Here is a 25928-nt window from a genome sequence, read left to right as displayed (position 1 = left end):
CGTCGACTTATTCCTTGCATTGAATAAAAATTCAAGAATGAAATCCGATAACGATTTAATCAGCGCTTCCCTAAGATTCTTCGCCTGCGGCTGAGAATGACGATGAGGGAGGAAAGGTAATCCCGTAACGCTGACTTTATATTTATTGCCGCGTTAGCGGCAATCCACAACCCTCAGACGCAGAGCGTCTGTCAAACTTAAGAACCTTAGGAACCCTCGGGGCCCCAGGCCCCGTCAACCTTCCCCCTCTGAACCCACAGAACTCTTTGAACCTTTCGAAACCGGCCTCTTTGCGCGAAGCGCACACAACCTTTTTATACAACCTGCGGCGCCCCTCTGCGGCCTTCGGCCGCAGTACATTACGCCTTTGCCGTTCCTTCCAACAGTTCGGTGAACAGGTCATGAACCGTGGTGATTTTATTGATTTTCCATGCATTGGCACCGCAGAAGACGAGGCCGTGGTCTACATCTCCTTTGACGGCGCGGATGAGGGCCTGGGTGATGCAGTAGGGGGTGGTGCCGGGGTCACAGGTCTTAAGGCAGTGGAAGCAGTTGGTTACCGGCATTCTTCTCTGCTGCACGGCGCAGACAAAGGGGTTCAAAAGGGCTCTGCCGGGCATGTGGACCGGGCTCTGCACGATGGTGACGTCCTTTTCTTTGGCCTTTACATACATATTTTTGAAAGCTTCCGATGCGTCGCACTCTTTGGTGGCTACGAAACGGGTAGCCATCTGCACGCCGGAGAGGCCCAGGGAGAGGTAATGCTCAATATCCTTTTTATCGAAAATGCCGCCGCCGAAGATGACGGGGATTTTCTTATGGAATTTTTCTTCAAATTCTTTGACCACGTCGAGGATTTCCCTGATTTCTTTTTCATAGCCGTCGCTTTCGTGAATTTTGATCTGTTCTCTGGTGTAGCCCAGATGGCCGCCGGCTTTCGGCCCCTCGATAACTACCAGATCGGCAGTGCGGTTATGGTGCTTGGCCCACAGTTTCAGAATGACCCGGGCTGCTTTGGGAGAACCGATGATGGGTGCGATTTTTGTATCGGTCCCTTCCACACATACAGGAAGGTCCGCCGGAAGTCCGGCGCCGGAGAAGATGATGTCCGCTCCGTTTTCGGCGGCGGTGCGGGCGTAGTCTTCATAGTGCTGGCCCCGCCACATAATGTTTACGCCGATAATTCCGTTTCTCGCTTTTTCCCTGGCCTTCCGGATCTGGTCCTTCAGCGCACGGATGTTGGCTTTCACTGTGTTGGTGCGGAAATCGGGTTCATTGAAGCCGACCTGAGCGGCGGAAATAACGCCGATGCCTCCTTCTTTTGCCACGGCACCGGCCAGGCCGGAAAGGCTGACGCCTATGCCCATGCCGCCCTGGATAATGGGGATATTGGCGGTGAGGTCACCGATGTGGAGTTTTGGAAATTTCATATTTTTCCTCCTGCTAAGTTTTAAAAATATAATACAAAACTTTTTAAATGTTTGACAAATACAAATTCATGTAGTACCCTGTATTTACTGTAGTTTATTCCATGGACGCCAATAAGTCAATGAGAATTTTTCTGTTCTATCACATAGTTATTCATACACAAAGCTAATTAGGTTTGAATATAAAACTATGGGATTTCTGTTTCCTCTATAGGAGGGATTTCTTTTACATCTGGTGATAACAGCAGAAATAACAAAAATCTGGTTTCTGCCGTTATGCTTCTTCTCTGTCGGAGGACATTCTTCCCTAAAGGGACGAGAGGGGAGTGCGGGAAACAGGATGAAATCGAAATTTTACCTTTTATCCAATTTTCGGGTGCAGTACTTGCATGGTTGTGGTATAGTATTATCAGCAGGTGATAAAAATGACGGAAAAACGGAAAATGGATAAAAATCAAAGACGAGAAGCCATACAGAATTTACTTCGCCAAAATCCATGTCTGACAGACGGAGATCTGGCAGAACGTTTTTCTGTATCTGCAGCCACCATCCGGCTGGACAGGCAGACCCTGGGCATTCCCCAAATGAGGGAGCGCATGGAACATCTGGTGGCTTCCCAGCCTTCAGAGGCCCGGGAAGGGCTTCGGGTTCTTGATCTGGATGTGGGACAGAAGGGTGTAGGTCTTTTGAAGACTACAGACGATATGGCCGACAGTGCCGGCATGGTGTCTGCAGAAAAGCTCTACGGCGCTGCGGCCGGATTTGCGGAGGCCCTGGCGGGAGTGCCCTTTGCATCTACCCAGGTGGGAAATATCAAGTACAAGATTCCTGTGGTTCCCGGAACTATCCTGATAGTCAAAGGGCGCATCGTCCTTATGCGGGGAAATAAGAAACATATATATATCAGTTTCTTCCGCGGAGATGAAGAGGTATACCGGGCCAAATTTATTATGGAAATTTTGAGTGAGACGGAGGCGTCCCATGGATAAAATCGCAGTTGACGCTATGGGCGGTGATTTTGCGCCGCTGGAAATCGTTCTTGGCGCTGTTCAGGCGGTACGGGAGTATCACATACCTGTGGTGCTGGTAGGTGACGAGGAACGGATCCGTGATATTTTACAGAAGCATCATGAGGAAAATAATCCTCTTATCGAAATCCACCATGCGTCCCAGGTCATTGAAATGGGGGAACATCCCGGCATGGCTTACCGCAAGAAGAAGGACGCTTCCGTGTCAGTGGGAGCGAGACTTGTGAAAAGCGGGGAATGCGGAGCCCTCATCGCTCCCGGTTCCACCGGCGCTGCGGTAACTGCAGGTCTTTTGGGCATCGGACGGATTAAGGGCATTGAAAGGCCCGCTATCCTGACTCCTATTCCCAATGAAAAAGGGGGATATACATACCTCATTGATTCCGGCGCCAGCGCCCAGCCCAAGGTGGAAACCTATGTGCAGAATGCCCTTCTGGGATATATTTATGCAGTGAAGGTGGCAGGTATTGCCCATCCGAAAATCGGGCTTCTGAATATCGGCGCAGAAAGCGCCAAGGGCAGCCCCCTGGTGGCAGAGGCGAACCAGGTGCTCTCCGGACAGAAAGTTATTCCCTTTGCAGGGAATGCGGAGGGACGGGATGTGATGACCGGCGATTTCGACGTCATCGTTACCGACGGCTTCACAGGCAATGTGGTGCTGAAATTCGGGGAAGGAGCGGGAAAGCTCATGGCCGCCCTTTTAAAGGACGCAGTCATGAAAGGCGGTATCCGGGCCAAGCTGGGAGGCCTTCTCCTGAAGCCGGCACTGAAGAAATATATGGCCAAGCGGCTGGACTATTCCGAATACGGCGGTGCGCCGCTCCTTGGTATCAAAGGAGCCCTTCTCATCTGCCACGGAGCATCCAAAGCCCGGGCTATCAAGAATGCTATCCGCATGGCCAGGGACGTCTGCAGCCAGCGGCTGGATGAAGTGGTGGCGGAAACCCTGTCCCACATGGAATTACCGAAAGAATCATAATTTTTCCTTCCTTATGGAAGCATGGATATTTTGGAAAAGCAGATTCAACGGGATGATGCTTTTCCCCATTCTGTTTCAGAAGTAAGAATCTGTCTCTTTTCAGGGAAAGGATTTCTAATGATGAATACAAAACGTTTTGCCGGTATACTTGGCACCGGTCATTATGCGCCGGAAAAGATACTGACAAATGAAGATTTGGAAAAAATGGTGGATACATCCGATGAATGGATCCGCACCAGGACAGGCATTGAGACAAGACATATTGCCGCCCAGTCGGAAAATACATCGGATCTCTGCGTAAAGGCGGCCCGCCAGGCTATGGAGGCAGCCGGTGTGACTGCCGATGATATTGATTTTGTGCTGGTGGCCACCGCTTCTCCGGACTATGTGGTGCCTTCCACTGCCTGCCTGGTGCAGGACAAGCTGGGCTGCACCCATGCAGGAGCCATGGATATTTCCGCCGGCTGTTCCGGCTATATCTACGCAGTGGCCCTGGCTTCCAATATGGTAAAGGCCGGCATGTACAAACATGTACTGATTATCGGCGCTGAAATCCTGTCCCGTCTGGTGAACTGGCATGACCGGTCCACCTGCATCCTCTTCGGCGATGGCGCCGGAGCAGCGGTGATTGGAGAAACGGAAGAAGGCTATGGTCTTCTGGCTTCGGACCTTGGCTCCGACGGCAGCCTTGGCAAAATCTTAGATATTCCCGCTAGCGGCGTTGCGGAACCGGTCACCCACCGTGCCATCGATTCCGGCCGTATTTATATCCACATGGAAGGGCCGGAAGTGTTCAAGGCGGCGGTCCGCCACATGGGGGCCACCACCCTGAAGACGCTGGACGCAGCAGGCGTGAAGAAAGAGGATATTAATATGTTTATCGCCCACCAGGCCAATAACCGCATTATCCAGGCCATTGCGAAGAGGCTGCAGGTGCCGGCGGATAGAATGTGGGTGAACGTAAACCGCTTCGGCAACACGTCCGCCGCCTCCGTAGGCATTGCCCTTGATGAAGCAGTGCGGGCAGGCAGGGTGAAGCACGGGGATATCGTGGTCCTCACCGGCTTCGGCGCCGGCCTGACCTGGGGCTGCGACGTGATGAGATGGATGTGAGGCGGTCAAGGCTGCTGAAGTTTCTGATGTCCGTCTATGGAAAACGTTTTTTCCCATGAGTTTATTTCCAATGTCTACAATGTTACCATTACGTATTACGCCATGAGGTGATATGATGAAAACTGCATTTCTTTTCCCCGGCCAGGGCTCCCAGAAGGTGGGCATGGTTCATGATCTCTATGAAAAGTACGATTCTGTAAAGCATCTGATTGAAGAAGCGGATGATACACTGGGCTTTTCTATTTCCAAAATGATGTTTGAGGGCCCGGACTCCGAACTGATGAAGACGGAGTTCACCCAGCCCGCCATTCTGACCGCCAGCGTAGCTGTATGGCAGGTGCTGAAGGAAAAGGGAGTGGAACCGGACATTGCTGCAGGCCACAGCCTGGGCGAATACTCCGCTCTTGTGGCAGCCGGCGCTCTTTCCTTTGCAGACGCTGTGAAAACGGTTCATCTCCGCGGCCGTTTTATGCAGGAGGCAGTACCTCTGGGCAAAGGCGGCATGGCGGCAGTTATCGGCCTGACGCCGGATAAGATTGTGGAAGTATGTCAGTCTGTCACCACTCCGGAAGCGCCGGTACAGGCAGTTAACTTCAACTGCCCGGGACAGGTGGTCATCGCCGGGGCTACCAAGGCTGTGGAAAAGGCATGCGAAGCACTGAAGGCATCCGGCGCCCGCCGGGCTATCATGCTCCACGTAAGCGCCCCCTTCCATTCCACCCTTATGGAACCGGCAGCTGCCCGTCTGAAGGAAGTGCTGGATACCATTGAAATCCATGATACAAAGATTCCGGTGGTGGCCAATGTGAATGCAAAGGAAGAAATGAAGGCCGATGAAATCCGCAAAAACCTGGTAGACCAGGCCGCTCATCCGGTGCATTGGGAAGAATCTATCAGGAACATGATTGCCGGTGGCGTGGACTATACGGTAGAAGCAGGCCCGGGAACCGTTCTTTCCGGATTCATGAGAAAAATCGACCGCAAGGTGCCCTGTGTTCATGCAGAAGACGTGGCAACGGTGGATGAAGTGGTGAAAGCCCTGAAGGGAGAATAATCCATGGAAAATATTGAAAAAACAGCGCTGGTAACCGGTGCTTCCAGAGGCATTGGCCGGGCCATCGCCCTGGCCCTGGCTGCCAAAGGCTTTGCAGTGGCCCTGAATTATGCAGGAAGCCATGACGCAGCAGAAGCGGTGAAGAAGGAAATCGAAGAAGCAGGCGGCAAGGCTTTTACCATTCAGGGCGACGTGTCCAAAAGTGAAGATGTGGACCGCATTTTCAAAGCAGTGAAAGATGAATTCGGCGGGCTGGACGTACTGGTCAATAATGCCGGCATCAACAGGGATGCCCTCCTCATCCGCATGAAGGAATCGAACTGGGATGATGTGATTGCCACTGACCTTAAGAGCGATTTCCTTACCACCAAGGCAGCTGCTGCCATGATGATGAGAAAGAGAAAAGGCTCTATCATTAATATTTCTTCGGTAGTCGGCATTATGGGCAATATCGGCCAGGCCAACTACGCCGCTGCCAAGGCAGGGGTTATCGGCCTCACCAAAGCCTGCGCCAAGGAAATGGCTGCCCGGAACATCCGCGTCAACGCCGTGGCTCCCGGCTTCATTGAAACGGCCATGACCGACGGCATTCCTGAAAAGATCAGGGAAGGCATGATTTCCTCCATCCCCATGGGACGGATGGGACAGCCGGAAGATATTGCCAAAGCCGTATGCTTCCTGGCATCCGACGACTCCTCCTACATCACCGGACAGGTGCTGGTGGTGGACGGCGGACTTGTGATGTAATCCGGATAGGGAAAGTCCCTGTTTTATGAGACGCTGTTAAAAAAAACGGCCTGTTCTTTGGAAAACAGGTGACAAGCTCCCATACTTGTAATATAATCAGAAAGGTACAATTTCCAGTGAAAGGTGGTGAAATCATAATGAGCACATTTGACAGAGTAAAGAAAATCGTTGTTGACCAGCTGGGTGTAAACGAAGCTGATGTTACTATCGATTCTACTTTCATTGACGACCTGGGCGCTGATTCCCTCGACATCGTTGAACTGATCATGGCATTTGAAGAAGAATTCGACATCGAAATTCCGGATGATGCTGCTGAAAAGATTAAGACTGTAAAGAACGCTGTAGACTACATCGACAGCCAGATTCAGTAATCAGAAAGTAATAGTCATAATGGAGCCGGGGAATTGTTTCCCCGGCAAACCAGTATGATGGGGAAAATGCCTCAAAAAAGCGGATCACCAGTCCGTTGTCATCCGTTTTTTTGAGGTTTTATCCTACCGTGAATATAGATATTTATCATTGTTATTGCGAGGTGCTCCTTAATGGAAAAAAGAAGAGTTGTTATTACAGGCATGGGTGTCGTTTCTCCTGTAGGCATTGGAACAGAGGAATTCTGGAATGCGCTGATGGCAGGAAAATCGGGCATCGGCCCCATTACCGAATTTGATGCGGCAGATTTTCCTGTCCGCATTGCCGGTGAAGTGAAAGACTTTGACCCGGTGAAATATGTGGGGGACAGGAAAGCCGTCCGCCATATGGACCGGAATGTGCAGTTTGCCGTGGCTGCAGCAAGAATGGCTGTGGAAGACGCCAAGCTGGACATGAGCGCTGAAAACCCGGATCGCGTTGGTACCATCATCGGTACCGGCATCGGCGGTATCGGAACCATGGAAGATACGGTACATCGCATCGATACCAGAGGACCTTCCAAGGTCAATCCCTTTGCTGTTCCTATGATGATTGCCAATATGGCTGCAGGCCAGGTATCCATCAACTTCGGCCTCATGGGACCGGTACTGGCAGATGTGACCGCCTGCGCTTCCGGAAACAACGCCATCGGCCGCGCCACCAGAACCATCCAGTACGGCGATGCAGATGTTATGTTTGCCGGCGGCACCGAAGCTGCTGTGGCAAAGACCCCGATGGCAGGATTTGCTGCCATGAAGGCCCTGTCCTCCCGCGAATGCCCGCCGGAAGAAGCATCCTGCCCCTTTGACGTAAGAAGAGACGGATTTGTCCTTGGCGAAGGCAGCGGCGTGCTCATTCTGGAAGAACTTGAACATGCAAAGAAGAGAGGCGCCCACATTTATGCAGAAGTCATCGGCTACGGTTCCAACGGCGATGCCTACCACATCACCGCTCCCCGTCCCGGCGGAGAACTGGCTGCCCGCTGCATGAAGAAAGCCATCGACGACGCAGGCATTTCCCCTGATGACATTGACTACATCAATGCCCACGGTACCTCCACCGGCCTGAACGACAAGAATGAAACAAAGGCCATCAAAGATGTACTGGGCAAACATGCCTATGACGTGGTTATCAACTCCACCAAATCCATGACCGGCCATCTGCTGGGCGCAGCCGGCGCTATCGAAGCCATCGTATGCGTACTGTCCATTGAGCACAATAAAGTACACCAGACCCTGAACCTGAAGACTCCGGATCCGGAATGCGACCTGGATTATGTACAGGAAGGCCCCCGGGACGTGAAGGTGGATGTCACCATGTCCAATGCCTTCGGCTTCGGCGGTCACAACGCTGTTGTGGTGATGAGGCGCTATGAAGAATGAGCCATGCAGAAACAAGGCGTAAAGAACGCCTTGAGGAAGTAAGGAAATTTGCGGAAGAGAACAATATTCCCGTACAGAATATCCAGCTCCTGAACACCGCCCTCACCCATACTTCCTATGCCAACGAGCATAAGAACGAAGTCATTCATGACAATGAACGACTGGAATTCCTGGGGGACGCAGTACTGGACCTGGTGGTGGGGGAATACCTCTTCCTCCGCTTTCCTACCTGGCCTGAAGGAAATCTGACCCGCGCCAAAGCCAGCGCCGTATGTAAACCGGCCTGTGCAGAATGTGCCGCCAAGTTCCACATCGGCGACTACATGCGTCTTGGCAGGGGCGAAGAAATGTCCGGTGGAAGGACAAGGGTCTCCATCCTGGGAGACGCCTTCGAAGCAGTCATCGGCGCCATCTACCTGGACAACAACTACGAAGTGGCATCCCGCTTCATCCTGGGTCACCTGAAGAAATACCTGGACCTCATCGACGAAGGCAACTACGACCATGACTACAAAACGGACCTGCAGGAACTGGTGCAGAAGCACAAAGATGCAGAAATCCACTACGAAGTCATCCGCGACGAAGGGCCGGACCATGACAAAACCATCTGGATGAAGATTACCATCAATGGAAAAGACTTCGGTACAGGCAAAGGAAAAAATAAAAAAGAAGCAGCCCAGAAAGCGGCCAAAGAAGCCATCGGCCGCCTGCAGAAAGGCGCACAGATATAAAAGAAAGCACCGGATCCGGAAGGGACGGTGCTTTTGTGATGGTCTCTTCGCTATGCAGCGCCGGAGACATAAAGGCAAATCCCGCAACGTCCCGCGTTCCCTTTAGGATGGGAAAGGGGACACGAAAAATTTAGATAGGCCTTCCTTTTAAGAGGCTGCCTGCCGACAGGCAGTCTTCTGCAGGGAGATTTGAGGACTTCGTTTCACTGAATCCATGATAGGCAGGATTCATATTGCGCTTACCATTGCTCGAAATGACTGGGGAGCAATAATGACACAAACGCAAGTCCCGTAACGTCGACTTTATACTCATAGCCGCCAAAGGCGGTGCACAGCGAACTGGATTTGTAGGGAGTCGTCAGACGACTGAAAATCCAGTGAGTCGTTTCCCCTGTGGGGCTATCCACAACCCTCAGCGGCCAAAGGCCGCTGTCAAACTTCAGAACCCTTTGAACCTTCTGAGCTCTCATGCCGCAGGGCGCATCAATCTTAAGAACCTTTTTTCTCTCCCCAAACACACAATTACTTGCCTGTCATGGTATAATTAAAATAGAAAAATGTCGATTATGAAACTGTTCATTTTGAATGGTTTCATTTTTCTTTACGCGAAGAGGATGTCTATGGATAAGAGCAGGATACAAAGGCAGTATATGGAGCCCATGGTTCCATTCAAGCTGAAGGCGCCTTTTCAGCCTACCGGTGACCAGCCAAAGGCGGTGAAATCACTGGTAGAAGGGCTGAATGAGGGGCAGTGGGCCCAGGTGCTTCTGGGGGCTACAGGCACAGGGAAAACCTTTACCATGGCCAAGGTAATTGAAGAAGTGCAGCGGCCTACCCTGATTATTTCACCGAATAAAACCCTGGCGGCCCAGACGGCCAGCGAGTTCAAAGATTTCTTCCCGGACAACGCGGTGTATTATTTCGTCAGTTATTACGATTATTACCAGCCGGAGTCCTATGTGCCCCAGACGGACACCTATATAGAGAAAGATTCGTCCCGGAACGAGGAAATCGACAGGCTGCGCCATTCCGCAACCATGGCCCTCTTTGAAAGGAAGGACGTTATCATCGTGGCTTCCGTGTCCTGTATTTACGGCTTGGGGGATCCGGAGGACTACAGCACCATGGGCCTTTCCCTTCGTCCGGGAGAGGAAATCGACAGGGATACCATTATCGAAAAGCTGGTGAATATGCAGTACATGCGGAATGACATGAATTTCACCAGAGATACCTTCCGGGTACGGGGCGATACCATCGACGTATTTCCTGCGTCCGAAAATAATGTGGCCGTGCGGATTGAAATGTTCGGCGATGAGGTGGACTCACTCACCGAGTTTGATGTGCTCACCGGAGAAACGGTGGCGGAACGAAACCACATCGGCATATTTCCTGCTTCCCATTATGTTACCAGCTCCGATAAACTGCGGCGGGCTATGGGCTCCATTGAGACGGAACTGCAGGGAAGGCTGAAGGAACTCAGGGATGAAGGAAAACTGCTGGAGGCCCAGCGTCTGGAACAGCGGACGAACTATGACCTGGAAATGATGCAGGAGGTAGGGTACTGCTCGGGCATCGAAAACTATTCCCGCCATATGTCGGACAGAAAGCCCGGAGAGCCGCCCTACACCCTTTTGGACTATTTCCCCGATGATTTCCTCATTATGATTGACGAATCCCATGTAACGGTGCCCCAGCTCCGGGCCATGTACAACGGCGACCAGTCCAGAAAGCGCACCTTGGTGGACTATGGCTTCCGCCTGCCCAGCGCCCTGGACAACAGGCCCCTGACCTTTGATGAATTTACGGAACGAATCAACCAGATTATTTATGTATCCGCCACGCCGGGGCCCTATGAAATGGGGGTACAGACGAACCTGGCAGAGCAGATTATCCGTCCCACCGGCCTTTTGGATCCAAGCATCGAAGTGCGGCCCATTGAAGGGCAGATGGATGACCTGCTCGGTGAAATCCATAAGAGGGAAGAGGCCCATGAGCGTGTGCTCATTACCACACTCACCAAGAAAATGGCGGAGGACCTTACCGATTTCCTCACCGAAGCAGGAGTAAAGGTGCGTTACCTTCATTCCGATGTAGCCACCATTGAAAGAGCGGAAATCATCCGTGACCTCCGGGCCGGCGTTTTTGACGTACTGGTAGGCATCAACCTGCTCCGTGAAGGGCTGGATATGCCGGAAGTATCCCTGGTGGCCATTCTTGATGCCGACAAGGAAGGGTTCCTCCGTTCGGAAACATCCATGATCCAGGTCATCGGCCGGGCCGCTAGGAATGAACACGGCCACGTCATCATGTATGCGGACCGGGTGACAAAGTCCATGAAATACGCCATTGACGAAACCAACCGCCGCCGCAGCATCCAGGAAGCCTATAACAAGGAACACCACATTACGCCTCACACAGTGCAGAAGCGGGTTAAGGACCTCATCGACCTTACGAAGATAGAGGAAAAGCCGGCAGAGTACAGTAAGAAACCCGACAAAAAGGAAGAAATGTCGGATGAAGAGCTGTATATGCAGATGCAGCAGACCGAAAAAGATATGAAAAGGGCTGCCAAATCCCTGGAATTTGAAGAAGCCGCCATGTGGAGGGACCAGCTAGCCAAACTGCGCCAGATGTGGACCGATCGCTATGGCTCCAGAGCCGACGCTGCCTTGAAAAGGGTGAGCGCGGGGAAGAAGAGAATCAACCGGCCCATGAAGAAGAAAATATAAGAGGGGCCTAAAGGGGCCGTAAAGCGGCCCCCGGATTCAAAGGGTTCTGCCCGCCTCCGGCGGACGGGGTCAGAAGGTTCAGAGGGAAAGGCGGCGCCCTGCAGGCGCAAATTTTTATAAAACTTTTACAACTGGGCTTTGACCCGGAGAAAAGTGTTTCCCTTTTCCTGCCAAACCGGTATTCTTTTGTGAGGGAGTCGGAATCACTCCTCCTGAACCCGGCAAACACAACCTTTCTGCACAACCTGCCGACGAAGTGGGCCATAACCTGCGCCGTCAGGCGCGCCCCTCTAAACCCATAATCACATAGAATCAATCATCAGCTTATGAAACTTACATCATGAGAAAGGAATAGAATGGAAAAAGGAATTGTCATTCACGGGGCCAGGCAAAATAACCTGAAGAACATTGACCTCACCCTGCCTCGTAATAAACTTATCGTGTTCACAGGACTTTCCGGCTCGGGAAAGTCATCTCTTGCCTTTGATACCATTTATGCGGAAGGGCAGAGGAAGTATGTGGAGTCCCTGTCTGCCTATGCCCGCCAGTTTTTAGGGCAGATGAACAAGCCGGATGTGGATAAGATTTCCGGCCTTTCACCGGCCATTTCCATCGACCAGAAATCCACCAGCCACAATCCCCGTTCCACCGTAGGCACGGTGACGGAAATCCATGATTACCTCCGTATGCTCTTTGCCCATGCCAGCCGGGCCTTCTGTCCTCACTGCGGCAGGCCCATCCAGCGGCAGACGGTGGACCAGATCGTAGACGCCCTTATGGCACTGGGAGACAGGACGAAGCTCATGGTGCTGGGCCCTGTGGCCTCCCAGAAAAAAGGCACCCACAAGAAGCTGCTGGAAGAGCTCCGGAAGGAAGGCTATGTCCGGGTGAGAGTGGACGGACAAGTAATCTCTCTTTCCGATGAAATCGAACTAGAAAAGAATAAGAAGCACACCATCGAAGTGGTGGTGGACCGCATTGTTATCAAGGAAGGCATCGTGCGCCGCCTCACGGACTCTGTGGAAGAAGCGCTGAAGCTGGGGGACGGTCTCATGGTGGGAGCCGTGGTTGGCGGGAATGACTACCTTTTCAGCACCCATTTTGCCTGCCCGGACTGCGGTATTTCCCTGCCAAAACCGGAGCCCCGCATTTTCTCCTTCAATAATCCCTTCGGCGCCTGCCAGGCCTGCATGGGGCTCGGCTCCTCCCTGGAAGCGGATTTCCGCCGTATCCTGCCGGATCATAAGCAGACCTTCCGTCTGGGTGCTATCCGCCCCTTCCCCTATAACCGGGAAAGCTGGCTGTACAAGCAGCTGGATGCCTTTTTGAAATCCTATGACCTTACCATGGATGCCTGCTTTGACGACCTGCCGGAAAAGGGGCAGGAAGAATTCAAGTACGGCGGCAGGGAAGTACTTACTTTCTCCTATACCAACCAGGACGGAGAGACGAAGACCTACCAGCGGCAGTTTGAAGGCATTGTGCCCATGACCAAAAGACGGTACGAAGAAGCCTGGACGGAAAAAATGAAGGAATCCCTGGCCAATTACCTGGTCGAAAAGCCCTGCCCCGTATGCCACGGCGCCCGTCTCCGTCCGGAAAGCCTGGCCTTCCGGGTGGGAGGAAAGAATATAGCAGAGATTTCTGATATGCCTGTATCAGATCTGCTGCCCTTCCTTGAAAAGCTGGAACTCACGGATAAGGAAAAAATCATTGCCGACCAGATTCTCCGGGAAGTGAAGAGCCGTCTCACCTTCCTGTCCAATGTGGGTCTGGAGTACCTTACCCTGTCCCGGGGAGCTTCCACCCTGTCCGGCGGTGAAGCCCAGCGTATCCGCCTGGCCACCCAGATCGGCTCCGGCCTGGTGGGAGTGCTTTATATTCTGGATGAACCGTCCATCGGCCTGCACCAGCGGGACAACGATAAGCTGCTGGCTACCCTGAAGGGCATGCGGGACCTGGGAAATACGCTTATTGTAGTGGAACACGATGAGGACACCATCCGCACCGCCGACTGGGTGGTGGATATCGGTCCCGGTGCCGGCGAAAACGGAGGATATGTGGTGGCGGAAGGAACGCCGGAGGATATTAAGAAATCGAAGAACTCCATTACCGGCGCCTACCTCCGGGGGGATAAGTACATCCCCCTGCCGAAGGAAAGAAGAAAGGGAAACGGTCTCTTCCTTACTGTCAAGGGGGCAGCGGAGCATAACCTGAAGCATATTGACGTGTCTTTCCCTTTGGGCGCCTTCACCGTGGTAACCGGTGAATCCGGCTCCGGCAAGAGTACCCTGGTGAATGAAATCCTTTACCAGGGCCTGTCCAATATAAAGAACCACACCTCCTATGCTGCCGGAAAGTATGACGCCATGGAAGGGGCGGAGTATGTGGATAAAATCATCGACATCGACCAGCAGCCCATCGGCCGTACGCCCCGTTCTAATCCTGCCACCTATACCGGCGTATTCAATGATATACGGGAACTCTTCAGCCAGACTTCCGAAGCCAAAATGAGGGGATACAAGCCCGGCCGCTTCAGCTTCAATATCAAAGGCGGCCGCTGCGAAGCCTGCCACGGCGACGGCATTATTAAAATCGAAATGCAGTTCCTCTCCGATGTATACGTACCCTGCGAAGTCTGCCACGGCGCCCGGTATAACAGGGAAACCCTGGAGGTCCGGTACAAAGGGAAAAATATTTCCGACGTCCTCAACATGACGGTGGATGAAGCGGTACCCTTCTTTGAAAACCATCCGAAAATCCTCCGCAAACTGGAAACACTGCAGGAAGTGGGGCTGGGCTACATCCACCTGGGCCAACCTGCCACCACCATGTCCGGCGGCGAAGCCCAGCGCGTGAAGCTGGCTACGGAACTCATGAGAAGGGGCACTGGCGATACCCTCTATATTCTGGACGAACCTACCACCGGCCTTCACTCCGAAGACATCAGGAAACTGCTCATCGTACTGCAGAAACTGGTGGACCAGGGAAATACGGTGGTCGTCATCGAACATAACCTGGACGTGGTAAAGGTGGCGGACTACATCGTCGACCTGGGTCCCGAAGGGGGAGACAAGGGCGGCGAAGTGGTGGCCTGCGGCACACCGGAAGACATCTGCTGGGTGAAGCGGTCCTACACCGGCCAGTACCTGCTTCCTGTGATTGAAAGAACCAGAGAAGTGATGAAAGCCCATGAAAATGATTGACGTAAACGACAAAATCAGGGCCAAGGTGGAAGCCCTGCCGGACTCCCCCGGCGTCTATCGCTGGAAAGATAAGGACGGCCGCATCATTTATGTGGGAAAGGCAAAGAACCTGAAGAACCGGGTGCGCTCCTACGTCAGGGAGGACAAGAACCGCTCCCCCAAGGTGGCTGCCATGATCCGCCATGCGGAGGATCTGGACATTACCATGACCGCCACGGAAATGGAAGCCCTCATCCTGGAATGCAACCTCATCAAGGAAATCCACCCGAAGTACAACATTTCCCTCAGGGACGACAAATCCTATCCCTATGTGAAAATCACCACCAATGAAGAATGGCCCCGTATCTTCGTCACCCGGAACATCCGCCATGACGACGGCGCCCGCTACTTCGGGCCCTTCACCGACGTAGGGAGCCTTCGCACCACCCTGAGCCTCCTTCGGCGGTACTATCCCATCCGCAGCTGCCGGTCCATGAAAGTATCCCGTCCCTGCCTCCAGTACCACCTTCACCTCTGTGCAGGCCCCTGCTTCCAGCTCTGCTCAAAGGAAGACTACGACTCCTATGTACGCACGGTGTGCGATCTTTTCGAAGGGAAAAGCATGGAACTGGTAAAAGAACTGAAGCAGAAAATGATGGACGCTTCGGAAAAAATGGACTATGAACTGGCCGCCCATTTCCGGGACCAGATCCGGGCCATCGAATCCGTACAGCAGCGCCAGCACATCGTAGCCAACGAAGGGGACTTCGACGTAGTAGGCTATGCCAGAGACGGCAGCCATGCAGGACTGGAAGTCTTCTATATCCGCTACGGCCGCATGGTGGGCAAGGAAAACTTCAGCATTCCGGAAAGTGAAAACGAAACGGACGAAGAAATCGTAACCGCCTTCATCCGCGATTTCTACGGTGCCAATCCCACCTCCATTCCCAAAGAAATCATCCTGCCCCTCCTTCCGGCGGAACAGGATCTCATTGCCTCCTGGATGACAAAGCTCCGGGGCAGCGAAGTCAGCCTCATCCTGCCCCAGCGGGGATTCAAACGGCGGCTGAAGGACATGGCCATGGCCAATGCTGCCAAGTATCTTTCCGACAAGAAACTGCAGTGGGAATACCAGGACGCCAGAGAACAGGGGGCAGTGAAAAAATTGAAAGATCTGCTCCATCTGCCAAGGCTTCCGGAACGGATGGAATGCTTCGATATTTCCCATAACCAGGGCGCTGAAACCACAGGCTCCATGGTGGTCTTCGAACATGGCCGTCCGGCAAAGAGGGAGTACAGGAAATTCAAACTCCAGACCACCCAGGGCCATGCCGATGATTTCAAATCCATGGCAGAAGTCATGAGCCGCCGCTATGGAAACGAAAAAGACTGGCCCGCACCGGACCTTATCGTTCTGGATGGCGGCCTGGGACAGCTTCATGCCGCCCTGCCCGCCATCAGAAACGCCGGCTGTGATGCCCCTGTCATTGGCCTGGCCAAGAGAATCGAGGAAATCTACGTGGAAGGTTCCGAAGACCCCATCATTCTGGATCATCACGAACCGGCCCTCCAGCTCCTCCAGTTCATTCGCGACGAAGCCCACCGTTTCGTCATTACCTACCACAGGAAATGGACGAATAAGAGAAATACCGAATCCATCCTGGACCACATCGAAGGCATCGGCCCCACCAGAAGAAACGCCCTGTGGCATGCCTTCCGCTCCCTGGACGAAATGAAAAAAGCCACGGTGGAAGAGCTCTCCCAGGTACCCGGCATGAACAAAAGAGCCGCCGAAGCGGTGCACCGTTTCTTCCATATGAGAAAAGACGAAAAACAGATGATCATTAACGGGCAGAAGGTGGGGGAATAGACGAGAGATGTCAGATTTTAGACAATCAGACAACCAGATGTCAGGCGTTCAGACAGTCAGACACCCGCTGGAGAGGTCATTCTGGGCGCCAGCGAAGAATCCTGGTGCATGCCGATAGTGGCACAGAAGCCGATAAATACCGGTCGGCGGATGGGCAGACGCAAACAAGAGACGGCCAGACAGTCAGACAGGCTGCCGGGGAAGTCATTCTGAGCGCAGCGAAGAATCTTGGTACATGCCGATAGTGGTACAGAAGCCGATAAATACCGGTCGGTGGGTGGGCAGACGCAGACAAGAGACGGATGGCCGTTCAGACAGTCCGCCGGAGAGGTCATTCTGAGCGCCAGCGAAGAATCTCGGTAAGCGTCGATAGTGACACCATAGTCGGTAAATACCAGTCTGGCGGGAGGGGCAGAAGCAAGACATCAGACCGGGCAGATATAAGGCAGGACAGTCATTTGGTTTACAAGAAACGGTTTGACACAAGTGCTTACTCCACTTCATTGCCATTTCGACTGCATCGAAGCGGAGTGGAGAAATCTCATTCCGAAGTGATACAAGCCACAGTGTTGTTGGAAATTCTCGGAGCCTATAAGCGATCAAAGGGATGTGAAAAATTGATTGAACATTTTTTCACATCCCTTTTCAAACATATGGATACATCTACATCTGAAGTGGAAGAAATGAATAGGTTTTGATTTCCGTACAAGTAGGGAATATGTTATAATACTTGACAGATTTTAATGATTATAGATCGGTGGAGGGAAAACCAGGTGGAATTGTTATCAATAGTGGTGCCTTGTTTCAATGAAGAAGCCACTATACCCATTTTTTATGATGCGGTAGAAAAAATCAGGCATCAGATTGATGCAGACATAGAATACTGCTTTATTGATGACGGGAGTCGCGACGGGACTCTCGATATTTTGCGTGACTTGAATAAAAAATCGGGGGGGGTAGTCCATTACACTTCCTTTTCCCGTAATTTTGGCAAAGAAGCAGCCCTTTATGCAGGACTTAAAATGGCAAAGGGCGATTATATAGTGACAATGGATGTGGATTTGCAGGATCCGCCATCCTTGCTGCCTGAAATGTGGCATATACTTCATAATCCGGATAATGATTATGACTGTGTGGCTACACGAAGAACAACAAGGAAAGGGGAACCGCGAATCCGCTCTTTTTTTGCGCGTCTTTTCTATAAACTCATTAATGAATTATCGGATACGGAAATTGTGGATGGAGCCAGAGATTATCGCATGATGACCAGACAGATGGTGAATGCGGTCATTCAGGATAGTGAATACAATCGCTTTTCCAAAGGCATATTCAGCTGGGTGGGATTTCATACCAAATGGCTGGCTTATGAAAACGTAGAACGAAGCGCAGGCGAAACGAAGTGGTCATTTTGGAAACTGTTCAAGTATTCCATTGAAGGGATTCTTGCATATACGACTATTCCACTTTATCTATCTTCCATTATGGGCATCCTCATGTGTGGAGTATCGTTCATAGCTCTTCTCTTTATTGTCATCAGAGCCTTTGCATTCGGAGACCCCGTGGCAGGCTGGCCTTCGCTGGTGTGTATTATTACCCTGCTGGGCGGACTGGTTCTGTTAGCCTTGGGAATCATGGGCCTTTACATAGCCAAGATTTATTTGGAAACGAAAAAGAGACAGATATTTATTGTGAGGGAAAAGAAATAGGAGAATGTTTTATGAATCGATGGATTTTGGACATGGAGCATGTAGTTAACTGATTAGATGGTTTTTATAATCGTAAAATTGATAGCAATAAAAAGTTAGAAGTTTTTGTTACTATTATTGTCCTGCTGGGAATTGTTGTGGAGATTTATCTTTTAAATAAGCCTACTCCGTGGGTAGTTGATGATTTGGTAAAAAGTAATGGAATAGGAGACCTTAATCAATTCCGCGGGTGGTGGAATCATGCCAGAGGCTTTTATCTAGGATGGGGAGGCCGTGTTTGGGGAGAGCTTTTCACTCTCTATTTCTTGACATTACCGAAACATATCTTCAATTATCTAAATACTTTTGGCTACTTATTATTTATTCTTCTTATTTATATAAACATAATAGGCAAGTGGAAATGGTCACCTTCCATCCTTATCTTCATTAATTTCTCACTTTTTATGTGCTTACCTGCGTTTGGACAGGATATTTTATGGATTTCTGGGGCAGGCAATTATATGTGGGCCAGTCTCATTCCATTATTATTTTTATCCTTCTGGCGGTTTTACTTAAATGAATCATACCGGATGTTTAATCATGCTGCATTCATTATAGCCTTGTTTTTGCTTGGAATCATGGCCGGATGGTCTAATGAAAATGTATCTGTAGGTATTTTAGGCATTCTGGTTATTTATATGTACTTGTATAAGATTCAGTATTTAAAAATTCCGACCTTTGCGGTTAGTGGTTTTATTGGTACAGGAATTGGGGCTGTATTGCTGTGGCTGGCTCCAGGAAACTTTGCTAGATTTGCGGCAGAACATCACACTAAGTCTATTATCTCCATTTTAAAAGCCTCAATACATAATATTAAGGCACTTTTAGACCCTAATGCCACACTACTGCTAGTTGTTATTTTTATATTGTTCATTTTTTTAGGACGCAGCAAAAACAAAAGAGTTGCAATGATTTATTTTGTTGGAGCTGTTCTTTCTGCTGGTGCTATGGGTATTGTAGGAAATTTAAGTACTAGAGTATTTCTAGGATGTACTGTCTTATTGATTATTGCTGCAGGAATCCTTTATAATGATTGGCATTATAGTTTTAGAATCAGACAGACCAAAGCTTTGATAACAATTTGCCTTTTGCTGGCATCGGTTAGTATCTATCATACAGCAAAAGATGGTATCAATGACTATGCTATGCGATGGAACGAGAACCTTAAGATTATAGAGATGGAAAAAGCAAAGGGTAATTTGGACGTATATGTAAATCCAATCACTCCTCTGAATAAATTCTGTGCTACATATCAATTGGATGATATTAAGCCCCATGCACAAAATCAACATTGGTTAAATAAAGGTGTAGCAAAGCACTATGGACTTCATACGATTCAGTCGTTTCACATTTATCCGAATAAAGATAAATAGTCTTGCGCAATAACATCTTTTGGCAGGCTTAGGAGTAGGAAGGCGTTTAATTCACCTTTTTAATCACATGATTGAGAGCATGATATGTGATTTTCTGCGGTGTATCATATGAATTTTTAGTAGTATGAACCCTTGACAAAGTCGAATTCTCCACGTATAATGATGAAGTTGATAATTTTATCCACCAGCTTAAGGCGCTGTATGAAACATACAGCAGGAGCTATCAAGCGGCAGGCCGATAGGTAAGGAGGTGCTAAGAATGCCGGTTCCGAAGACAAAAAGTTCCAGATCCCGTCGTGATAAGAGACGTGCTAACTGGAAGCTGACTGTTCCGGGTCTTGTGGAATGCCCGCAGTGCCATGCACTGAAAAAACCTCATCATGTATGCCCTGTATGCGGTTACTACAAAGGCAAACAGATCATCAGCAAGACTGTTGAAGAATAATAGAAAAACGTTTTCCTCCAGAGGGAAACGTTTTTTTAGTGTCTGGAAAAGGGGAGAAGTAATGAAGAAAAAAGGTGCTGGAAGTGTCGGCGGTAAGGGCATCATTTTTTTGAACCTATCCCCTGGTATTCAGCGCTTCTTCCGGTGGAAGGAGCGCTGAATACCAGGGGATAGGCGATGTCAGCTCTTAGAATCCAAAGGGCTCGTCAAGCCTGAGTATCTTTTGTGCCCTTTTGTGTCTGTGGTACCACTTTCTCCCGCAAGCGGTGGGACAATCATATAGGGGAAGCGACCTCTTTTATCTATTTTCCACATGGTATCCATGCAGAAAATATGCTATAATTATCGCAAGTTCAATGCAGAAGTCTGCTCGTTCCGGTTTCATTTGAAGGATAGTTTGATTAGGAGTTATGGAGCGTTGGAAGAGGAGAATGGATGCAAAATAAAAAAAGGGAGGAACAGTAGAATGGCAGGAAATCAATGGAAGAAGATTCTGGCAGTAGGTTTATGCGGCCTTATGGCAGCAGGTATTTTCGCGGGATGCGGCGGCGGCAAGAGCGGCGGCTCCGGGGACAAGATGAAGGTGGGCATTGTACAGATCGTGCAGCACCCGGCGCTGGATGAGTCCAATAAGGGCTTTGTGGATGCGCTGAATGAAGCAGGTCTGAAGGATAAGGTGGAAATCGACCAGCAGAATGCGCAGGGCGACCAGTCCAACCTGAAGGCCATTGCCAACCGTTATGTGTCCGGCAATTACAAGCTCATCGGAGCCATTTCCACGCCGGCAGCCCAGGCCATGGCCAATGCTACCGATAAGATTCCGATTATCTGCACCGCTATTTCCGATTTCGAAAATGCAAAGCTCATGAAGTCGGAGAAGGCGCCGGACAGCAATGTGACCGGTACCAATGACCGGGGGCCTGTGGATAAGCAGGTGAAGCTGATTAAGGAAATCCAGCCGAATGTCAAGAAAATCGGGATTATTTATAATTCCAGTGAAATCAATTCTGTGGTGCAGGCAAAGCATCTGAAGGAAAACTGCCAGCCCCTGGGCATTGATGTGGTGGAACTGACGGTGAATTCTGTGAATGATGTGCAGCAGGTGGCGGAAGGCTTCCTGGGTGGTAAGGTAGATGCCATTTATATACCTACCGATAACATTATCGCTTCTTCCATTCCTACCCTTATGGCTGTAGCCAACAGGGAGAAAATCCCCGTATACGGCGCAGAAGTGGGCCATGTAAAGAACGGCGTGCTGGCTTCCGAGTCCATCAGCTTCTATGATATCGGACACCGAGCAGGCCAGATGGCTGCGGAAATCCTGAAGGGAAATAAGACGGTAAAAGATTTCCCTGTGGAAGGGGCAGACAAGACGAAGCTTTACATCAATAAGAGTGAAATGGAAACACTGGGCATCCAGATTCCGAAGGAAGTTCTTGACCGGGCAGAGATGATCTGACGTTATATGTGAAACGACAAAGAGTAACTTCCGATTTCTTCGGAGGTTACTCTTTATCTATGGCTTTGAAATTTTAGGGAAAGGGTTTGTGTCGTGGCTTCAAAACTGAAACAGCTTTGGTGGTTAATGCTTATTTTCGCGGTGTGCAATATTGCAATGGCCGTTATCTTGTACCGGTCTTCTTCAGCGGAACCGGTGAACGAGGATGTCCTTCCTATTGCAGCGAAAGACGTATACTCCATCGGTATCCTCCAGTCCGACGACCTGGCAGAGCAGGATAAAATGACTGCCGGTGTACTGGCAGCCCTGGAAGGGGAAGGATACAGCAAAGGCAGGGTAAAGATCGATATTGCCAAAGACAAGGGCAATGACAAGAAACTGGAGGCTTCGGCCAAGAAGTTTGCCCGTGACAGGAAGGACCTCATCATTGCCATCGGCACCGATTCCGCCAAAGCAGCTGCGAAGGTGACGAAAAACATTCCCGTAGTCGGGGTAGGGGTCATGAATTTCAAAAAGGATAAGGATTTCGAAGGACACCATAACTTCACTGGCATGATGGATACGCCGGCCATCCTTTCCCAGATTCGCATGGCCGGCCGCTGTATGTCCCTGAAAAAGCTGGGCATCCTTTACAATCCCGGTGACGCCGCTGCATCGCTGCAGGTGGAAATCCTGAGGGATGTGGCAGCCCAGAAGGGGCTTTCTCTCTATGAGGTAGCCTATCAGCCGGACAAAGCGGCAGAGCCCCAGATTCAGAAACTGGTGGGTCATATTACAGCCCTGTATGTGCCGGAAGACACAGACCTTCTCACCCATTTTGATGACATCGTAAAGGTGATGAATGGCGCCAATATTCCTATCATCGGAGAACAGTCTGAAATGGTACGGCGGGGCGCTCTCATTTCCGTATCCCCCAGCTACTACCGCATGGGATTCTCCGGTGGCCGCATGGCTGCCAGTCTGCTGAAGGGGGATTTGATTCCGGAAGATATTCCCATCATGTGGCAGCAGGAGCCGGATATCGTCATCAATATGAAGCAGGTGAATGCTTTGAATATTCCGCTGCCCGGAGACCTGTGGCAGCGTTCCAGAAAGCTGTACCTCTATGACGGACAGCCTGCAAGACCCTGATTAGGATTTGTATTCAGTTAACCTTATAAAGGAAGGAAATCAAATGGCAGATTTAGCAGTTTCCACCATTGCCCAGGGACTTATGTGGTCCATCCTGGCCATTGGCGTATTTCTATCGTTCCGCGTACTTGATGTACCGGATATGACCTGCGAAGGCAGCTTCCCTCTGGGTGGTGCTATTGCAGCTTCTCTTATTGCTTCCGGCGCCTCTCCCTGGGCAGCCATTGCGGCTGGTGCGGCAGGAGGCCTCATTGCAGGAACGGTTACCGGCATCCTTTATACGAAATTAAAGATTCCCGCCATTCTGGCCGGCATCCTTACCATGATTGCCCTTTACTCCATTAACCTCCACATTATGGGGAAGGCCAATATTTCTCTTCTGCGGGTGGATACCGTATTTTCCACCACAGCCAGCCTGCTCCATGTGAGCCAGTCCACAGCTGCCTTCATCGTACCGGCAGTGCTCATGGTTATTATTTCCGCCCTCATTTACTGGTTCTTCGGTACCGAGCTGGGCATGTGCATCCGCGCCACCGGCTACAACCCCCAGATGGTCCGTGCCCAGGGCGTGAACACGGACACCATGATTATTATGGGCCTCTTTATTTCCAATGCCCTCATTGGCCTCTGCGGCGCTGTGGTAGCACAGAACAACGGCTTTGCAGATGTAGGTATGGGCATCGGTACCATCGTTATCGGCCTGGCCTCCGTCATCATTGGTGAAGTCATTCTTGGCGTGGACAGTTTCTCCGGCTCTCTCCTTGCTGTGGTGGTGGGCTCCATTATCTACCGCGTGGTCATTGCCGTGGTGCTCTATCTGGGCATGCCGCCGAACGACCTGAAACTCTTCACCGCCATCCTCGTCATGCTTGCCCTGGCGGCACCTATGATTAAAGGCAAAGTCAATATCGGAAAGGCGGGCTGATCATGCTTAAAGTTACAGACATCAGCAAAACATTCTTCAAAGGAACCACCAATGAAAAGAAAGCCCTGAGCCATCTCTCCCTCACCCTGAACGACGGCGACTTCTGCACCGTCATCGGAAGCAACGGCGCAGGGAAGAGTACCCTTCTGAACTCCATCGCCGGCGCCTACATTCCCGACAGTGGCACCATTGAAATCAACGGCCACGACGTGACCAAGGTGAGCGAATACAAAAGGGCCAAGTACATCGGCCGGGTCTTCCAGGACCCCCTGAAAGGCACCGCCGCCGGCATGCAGGTGGAAGAAAACCTTATCATTGCCTCCCGAAGAGGGGAGAGCCGCCGCCTCCGCTGGGCCTTTTCCTCCGGCGACCACGAACGGTTCCGTGATATGGTAGCCCGCCTGGGCCTCGGCCTGGAAGACCGCCTCTCCACCAGAATCGGCCTTCTCTCCGGCGGCCAGCGCCAGGCACTGACCCTTCTCATGGCCACTCTGAAAAAGCCGGACATCCTTCTTCTGGATGAACCTACGGCTGCCCTGGACCCGAAGACTGCCGGCAAAGTGCTGAAAATTACCGATGAAATCGTACACGAACAGCACCTCACCACCCTGATGATTACCCACAACATGAGGGATGCCCTGAAATACGGCAACCGCCTCATCATGATGAACAGCGGCACCATTATTGCCGACTACAGTCCTGAAGAAAAGCAGAAACTCACCATCGACGATCTGCTGAAGAAATTTGAGGAAACCTCCGGCGCCATGAGTGATAGAGTTCTTCTTGGATAAACGTCTTGCAATCTATAGTCTGTTCATGTATAATTACACGTGGTTGAACTGTACCCCAGTTTATCGCAACTCCGGCGTAGACCTGGATACAGCAATTTATATTTTTATAGGAGGCTATTATGTTAACAGCTGAAGCAAAAAAAGAAATCATTGACACCTATGCAGTCCACGAAGGCGACACCGGATCTCCGGAAGTACAGATTGCTATCCTCTCTAAGAGAATCGCTCTCCTTACCGAACATCTGAAATCCCACAAGAAAGACCATCATTCCCGCCGCGGCCTGCTGAAAATGGTTGGCCAGCGCAGAAACATGCTGGACTACCTCCGTCGCAAAGACATCGAACGCTACAGAGCTCTCGGTGCAAAACTGGGCCTGCGCCTGAAATAAGATTTCTAAAAAAAGACTGCCGAAGGGCAGCCTTTTTTAGTGGAAAACGAAATAGCAGGAAAGATATTCACAGAAAATGGGTCTATGCAGGGCAGGGGAAAGTGAAAATCAGACACGATAGATAGAAGGTAGAACAGGGAACTGTGAAAAAATGTAAATCGTTTATTCAAAGTCCTTCTTACACATCACTTATAGATTCCGATAATTATCAAAATGATAGTACGCTGTTCTGCGAATTGTCATCTCGAGCGAAGCTGCATGTCGATATGGGGGCAAAGGTATCTAGCCCTATTGAGACTCTGAGTCGAGAGATCTCCGGTCCCGATGCGGCTTGTGCTATTGAGAAGGGAGATTTCTCCACTTCGGTCGAAATGACAGCGCGGGGGAAGGTAACTACGTGATTTGGCTCCTTCCCAAGGAAGGAGCTGGGCAGAGCCCTGAGGATAGGTCTGAGAATCTTTTCCATCATAGAATCAGCCGGTGCATCACCCCAATAAAAAAATTCCTGTCCTCTATAAAAAAGGGCAGGAATTTTTCTATTCAGACATCCTTCATCGATTCAAGACAACACGAAAAGCCCGAAAGAGCTAGGCCCGGCGGATAGAAGACAAGTGCGCCAATCTTCCACCGCTCCATCATGACGATGGACTCTTTCAGGCATTTCACTTGTAGAACCTCAGAATGAACCGAGGTGCTTAATCAGGTAATGCAAGACTACTCATAACACATCGAACGGACCGAAGCCCGGAGCTCTTATGGTTTCATCCATACGAGATGGCTTGCAGCCGGACCAAGACCCGGGTATTTTTTCGTGGCCACTCCCCGGGTCTTGTCCAAATTCTCATCTATGCTTATTATGTTATATAAAATTCAATAATAGAATAGTATGATAAACAAATATACTTGCCTGTTTCGCAATCAAATATGAATAGATGTAATGAAATGGAGAATATAGACTTTCTGCAGGGAGAATACCATATGCGAAAGATAAAATTTCTAGGGAAGCGCTGATTAAAT

At 50.6% G+C, this 25928-nt stretch carries 20 protein-coding genes; 19 read left to right on the top strand and 1 reads right to left on the bottom strand.

The genetic code is table 11. The annotated features are described in order from the left end of the window. Positions 1-359 precede the first annotated feature (359 nt). On the bottom strand, positions 360-1430 hold the full coding sequence (locus B2Y11_RS04330; RefSeq protein ID WP_291056647.1) for an NAD(P)H-dependent flavin oxidoreductase: 1071 nt from the start codon (positions 1428-1430) through the stop codon (positions 360-362). Positions 1431-1852: 422 nt separating this feature from the next. On the opposite strand from B2Y11_RS04330, the gene B2Y11_RS04325 reads away from it, so the two are divergent. The 19 genes from B2Y11_RS04325 to rpsO all read left to right on the top strand — a co-directional run bounded on the left by B2Y11_RS04325 (position 1853) and on the right by rpsO (position 24911). Beyond that, positions 1853-2416: a DeoR family transcriptional regulator gene (locus tag B2Y11_RS04325; RefSeq protein ID WP_291056644.1), complete on the top strand. Its 564-nt coding sequence runs from the start codon at positions 1853-1855 to the stop codon at positions 2414-2416. After that, positions 2409-3434, top strand: coding sequence for a phosphate acyltransferase PlsX (plsX, locus tag B2Y11_RS04320; protein ID WP_291056641.1), 1026 nt, complete (start codon positions 2409-2411; stop codon positions 3432-3434). Before B2Y11_RS04325 ends, plsX begins: the two co-directional genes overlap by 8 nt. A 120-nt stretch (positions 3435-3554) precedes the next feature. After that, positions 3555-4547 carry a beta-ketoacyl-ACP synthase III gene (locus B2Y11_RS04315; protein WP_291056678.1) on the top strand — a complete coding sequence of 331 codons (993 nt, stop codon included), beginning with the start codon at positions 3555-3557 and terminating at the stop codon, positions 4545-4547. Between the two features lie 115 nt (positions 4548-4662). After that, complete coding sequence (fabD, locus tag B2Y11_RS04310; protein ID WP_291056674.1) at positions 4663-5601, top strand: ACP S-malonyltransferase; 939 nt, start codon at positions 4663-4665, stop codon at positions 5599-5601. A 3-nt stretch (positions 5602-5604) separates the two neighbouring features. Continuing rightward, the gene (gene fabG, locus B2Y11_RS04305) at positions 5605-6348 is read left to right on the top strand and encodes a 3-oxoacyl-[acyl-carrier-protein] reductase (protein ID WP_291056639.1); all 744 of its coding nucleotides are present in this window, start codon (positions 5605-5607) and stop codon (positions 6346-6348) included. A 137-nt stretch (positions 6349-6485) separates the two neighbouring features. After that, a complete protein-coding gene (locus tag B2Y11_RS04300) occupies positions 6486-6719 on the top strand; it encodes an acyl carrier protein (RefSeq protein ID WP_008858827.1) in 234 nt (77 codons plus the stop codon). Between the two features lie 171 nt (positions 6720-6890). Next, on the top strand, positions 6891-8138 hold the full coding sequence (fabF, locus tag B2Y11_RS04295) for a beta-ketoacyl-ACP synthase II (RefSeq protein ID WP_291056636.1): 1248 nt from the start codon (positions 6891-6893) through the stop codon (positions 8136-8138). Further along, positions 8135-8869: a ribonuclease III gene (gene rnc / locus B2Y11_RS04290; RefSeq protein ID WP_291056634.1), complete on the top strand. Its 735-nt coding sequence runs from the start codon at positions 8135-8137 to the stop codon at positions 8867-8869. The genes fabF and rnc overlap by 4 nt, the downstream gene beginning before the upstream one ends. A gap of 620 nt (positions 8870-9489) precedes the next feature. Next, positions 9490-11598, top strand: a complete 2109-nt coding sequence (gene uvrB / locus B2Y11_RS04285) for an excinuclease ABC subunit UvrB (RefSeq protein WP_291056632.1) — start codon at positions 9490-9492, stop codon at positions 11596-11598. Positions 11599-11954: 356 nt separating this feature from the next. Further along, positions 11955-14804, top strand: coding sequence for an excinuclease ABC subunit UvrA (uvrA, locus tag B2Y11_RS04280; RefSeq protein ID WP_291056630.1), 2850 nt, complete (start codon positions 11955-11957; stop codon positions 14802-14804). Next, positions 14791-16653: an excinuclease ABC subunit UvrC gene (gene uvrC / locus B2Y11_RS04275; RefSeq protein WP_291056627.1), complete on the top strand. Its 1863-nt coding sequence runs from the start codon at positions 14791-14793 to the stop codon at positions 16651-16653. The genes uvrA and uvrC overlap by 14 nt, the downstream gene beginning before the upstream one ends. A 773-nt stretch (positions 16654-17426) precedes the next feature. Next, entirely contained in the window at positions 17427-18359 is a 933-nt protein-coding gene (locus tag B2Y11_RS04270; RefSeq protein ID WP_291056625.1) for a glycosyltransferase family 2 protein, read from the top strand. A 77-nt stretch (positions 18360-18436) separates the two neighbouring features. Then, positions 18437-19771 carry a DUF3329 domain-containing protein gene (locus B2Y11_RS04265; protein WP_349676014.1) on the top strand — a complete coding sequence of 445 codons (1335 nt, stop codon included), beginning with the start codon at positions 18437-18439 and terminating at the stop codon, positions 19769-19771. Between the two features lie 259 nt (positions 19772-20030). Next, complete coding sequence (gene rpmF / locus B2Y11_RS04260; protein ID WP_008858833.1) at positions 20031-20216, top strand: 50S ribosomal protein L32; 186 nt, start codon at positions 20031-20033, stop codon at positions 20214-20216. Between the two features lie 466 nt (positions 20217-20682). Next, a complete protein-coding gene (locus B2Y11_RS04255; RefSeq protein ID WP_291056620.1) occupies positions 20683-21675 on the top strand; it encodes an ABC transporter substrate-binding protein in 993 nt (330 codons plus the stop codon). A gap of 156 nt (positions 21676-21831) precedes the next feature. Continuing rightward, positions 21832-22806 carry an ABC transporter substrate-binding protein gene (locus B2Y11_RS04250; RefSeq protein ID WP_291056618.1) on the top strand — a complete coding sequence of 325 codons (975 nt, stop codon included), beginning with the start codon at positions 21832-21834 and terminating at the stop codon, positions 22804-22806. 43 nt (positions 22807-22849) lie between these two features. Then, a complete protein-coding gene (locus tag B2Y11_RS04245) occupies positions 22850-23731 on the top strand; it encodes an ABC transporter permease (protein ID WP_291056617.1) in 882 nt (293 codons plus the stop codon). Positions 23732-23733: 2 nt separating this feature from the next. After that, positions 23734-24522 carry an ABC transporter ATP-binding protein gene (locus B2Y11_RS04240; RefSeq protein ID WP_291056616.1) on the top strand — a complete coding sequence of 263 codons (789 nt, stop codon included), beginning with the start codon at positions 23734-23736 and terminating at the stop codon, positions 24520-24522. Positions 24523-24641: 119 nt separating this feature from the next. Continuing rightward, positions 24642-24911, top strand: a complete 270-nt coding sequence (rpsO, locus tag B2Y11_RS04235) for a 30S ribosomal protein S15 (protein ID WP_008858838.1) — start codon at positions 24642-24644, stop codon at positions 24909-24911. The last annotated feature ends 1017 nt before the right edge of the window (positions 24912-25928 follow it).

The sequence above is a fragment of the Dialister sp. UBA1703 genome (genome assembly GCA_002320515.1).
GTDB lineage: Bacteria > Bacillota > Negativicutes > Veillonellales > Dialisteraceae > Dialister.
This window is presented reverse-complemented; position numbering and strand designations above follow the sequence as displayed.

Bases quoted from the DNA above. Each gene is read 5' to 3' on its own strand.
- uvrA (WP_291056630.1), top strand. From the start codon at position 11,955: ATGGAAAAAGGAATTGTCATTCACGGGGCCAGGCAAAATAACCTGAAG.
- rpmF (WP_008858833.1), top strand. From the start codon at position 20,031: ATGCCGGTTCCGAAGACAAAAAGTTCCAGATCCCGTCGTGATAAGAGA.
- fabF (WP_291056636.1), top strand. From the start codon at position 6,891: ATGGAAAAAAGAAGAGTTGTTATTACAGGCATGGGTGTCGTTTCTCCT.
- B2Y11_RS04330 (WP_291056647.1), bottom strand. From the start codon at position 1,430: ATGAAATTTCCAAAACTCCACATCGGTGACCTCACCGCCAATATCCCC.
- fabD (WP_291056674.1), top strand. From the start codon at position 4,663: ATGAAAACTGCATTTCTTTTCCCCGGCCAGGGCTCCCAGAAGGTGGGC.
- uvrC (WP_291056627.1), top strand. From the start codon at position 14,791: ATGAAAATGATTGACGTAAACGACAAAATCAGGGCCAAGGTGGAAGCC.
- B2Y11_RS04315 (WP_291056678.1), top strand. From the start codon at position 3,555: ATGAATACAAAACGTTTTGCCGGTATACTTGGCACCGGTCATTATGCG.
- B2Y11_RS04245 (WP_291056617.1), top strand. From the start codon at position 22,850: ATGGCAGATTTAGCAGTTTCCACCATTGCCCAGGGACTTATGTGGTCC.
- plsX (WP_291056641.1), top strand. From the start codon at position 2,409: ATGGATAAAATCGCAGTTGACGCTATGGGCGGTGATTTTGCGCCGCTG.
- rnc (WP_291056634.1), top strand. From the start codon at position 8,135: ATGAGCCATGCAGAAACAAGGCGTAAAGAACGCCTTGAGGAAGTAAGG.
- rpsO (WP_008858838.1), top strand. From the start codon at position 24,642: ATGTTAACAGCTGAAGCAAAAAAAGAAATCATTGACACCTATGCAGTC.
- B2Y11_RS04255 (WP_291056620.1), top strand. From the start codon at position 20,683: ATGGCAGGAAATCAATGGAAGAAGATTCTGGCAGTAGGTTTATGCGGC.
- B2Y11_RS04325 (WP_291056644.1), top strand. From the start codon at position 1,853: ATGACGGAAAAACGGAAAATGGATAAAAATCAAAGACGAGAAGCCATA.
- fabG (WP_291056639.1), top strand. From the start codon at position 5,605: ATGGAAAATATTGAAAAAACAGCGCTGGTAACCGGTGCTTCCAGAGGC.
- B2Y11_RS04240 (WP_291056616.1), top strand. From the start codon at position 23,734: ATGCTTAAAGTTACAGACATCAGCAAAACATTCTTCAAAGGAACCACC.
- B2Y11_RS04300 (WP_008858827.1), top strand. From the start codon at position 6,486: ATGAGCACATTTGACAGAGTAAAGAAAATCGTTGTTGACCAGCTGGGT.
- uvrB (WP_291056632.1), top strand. From the start codon at position 9,490: ATGGATAAGAGCAGGATACAAAGGCAGTATATGGAGCCCATGGTTCCA.
- B2Y11_RS04250 (WP_291056618.1), top strand. From the start codon at position 21,832: ATGGCCGTTATCTTGTACCGGTCTTCTTCAGCGGAACCGGTGAACGAG.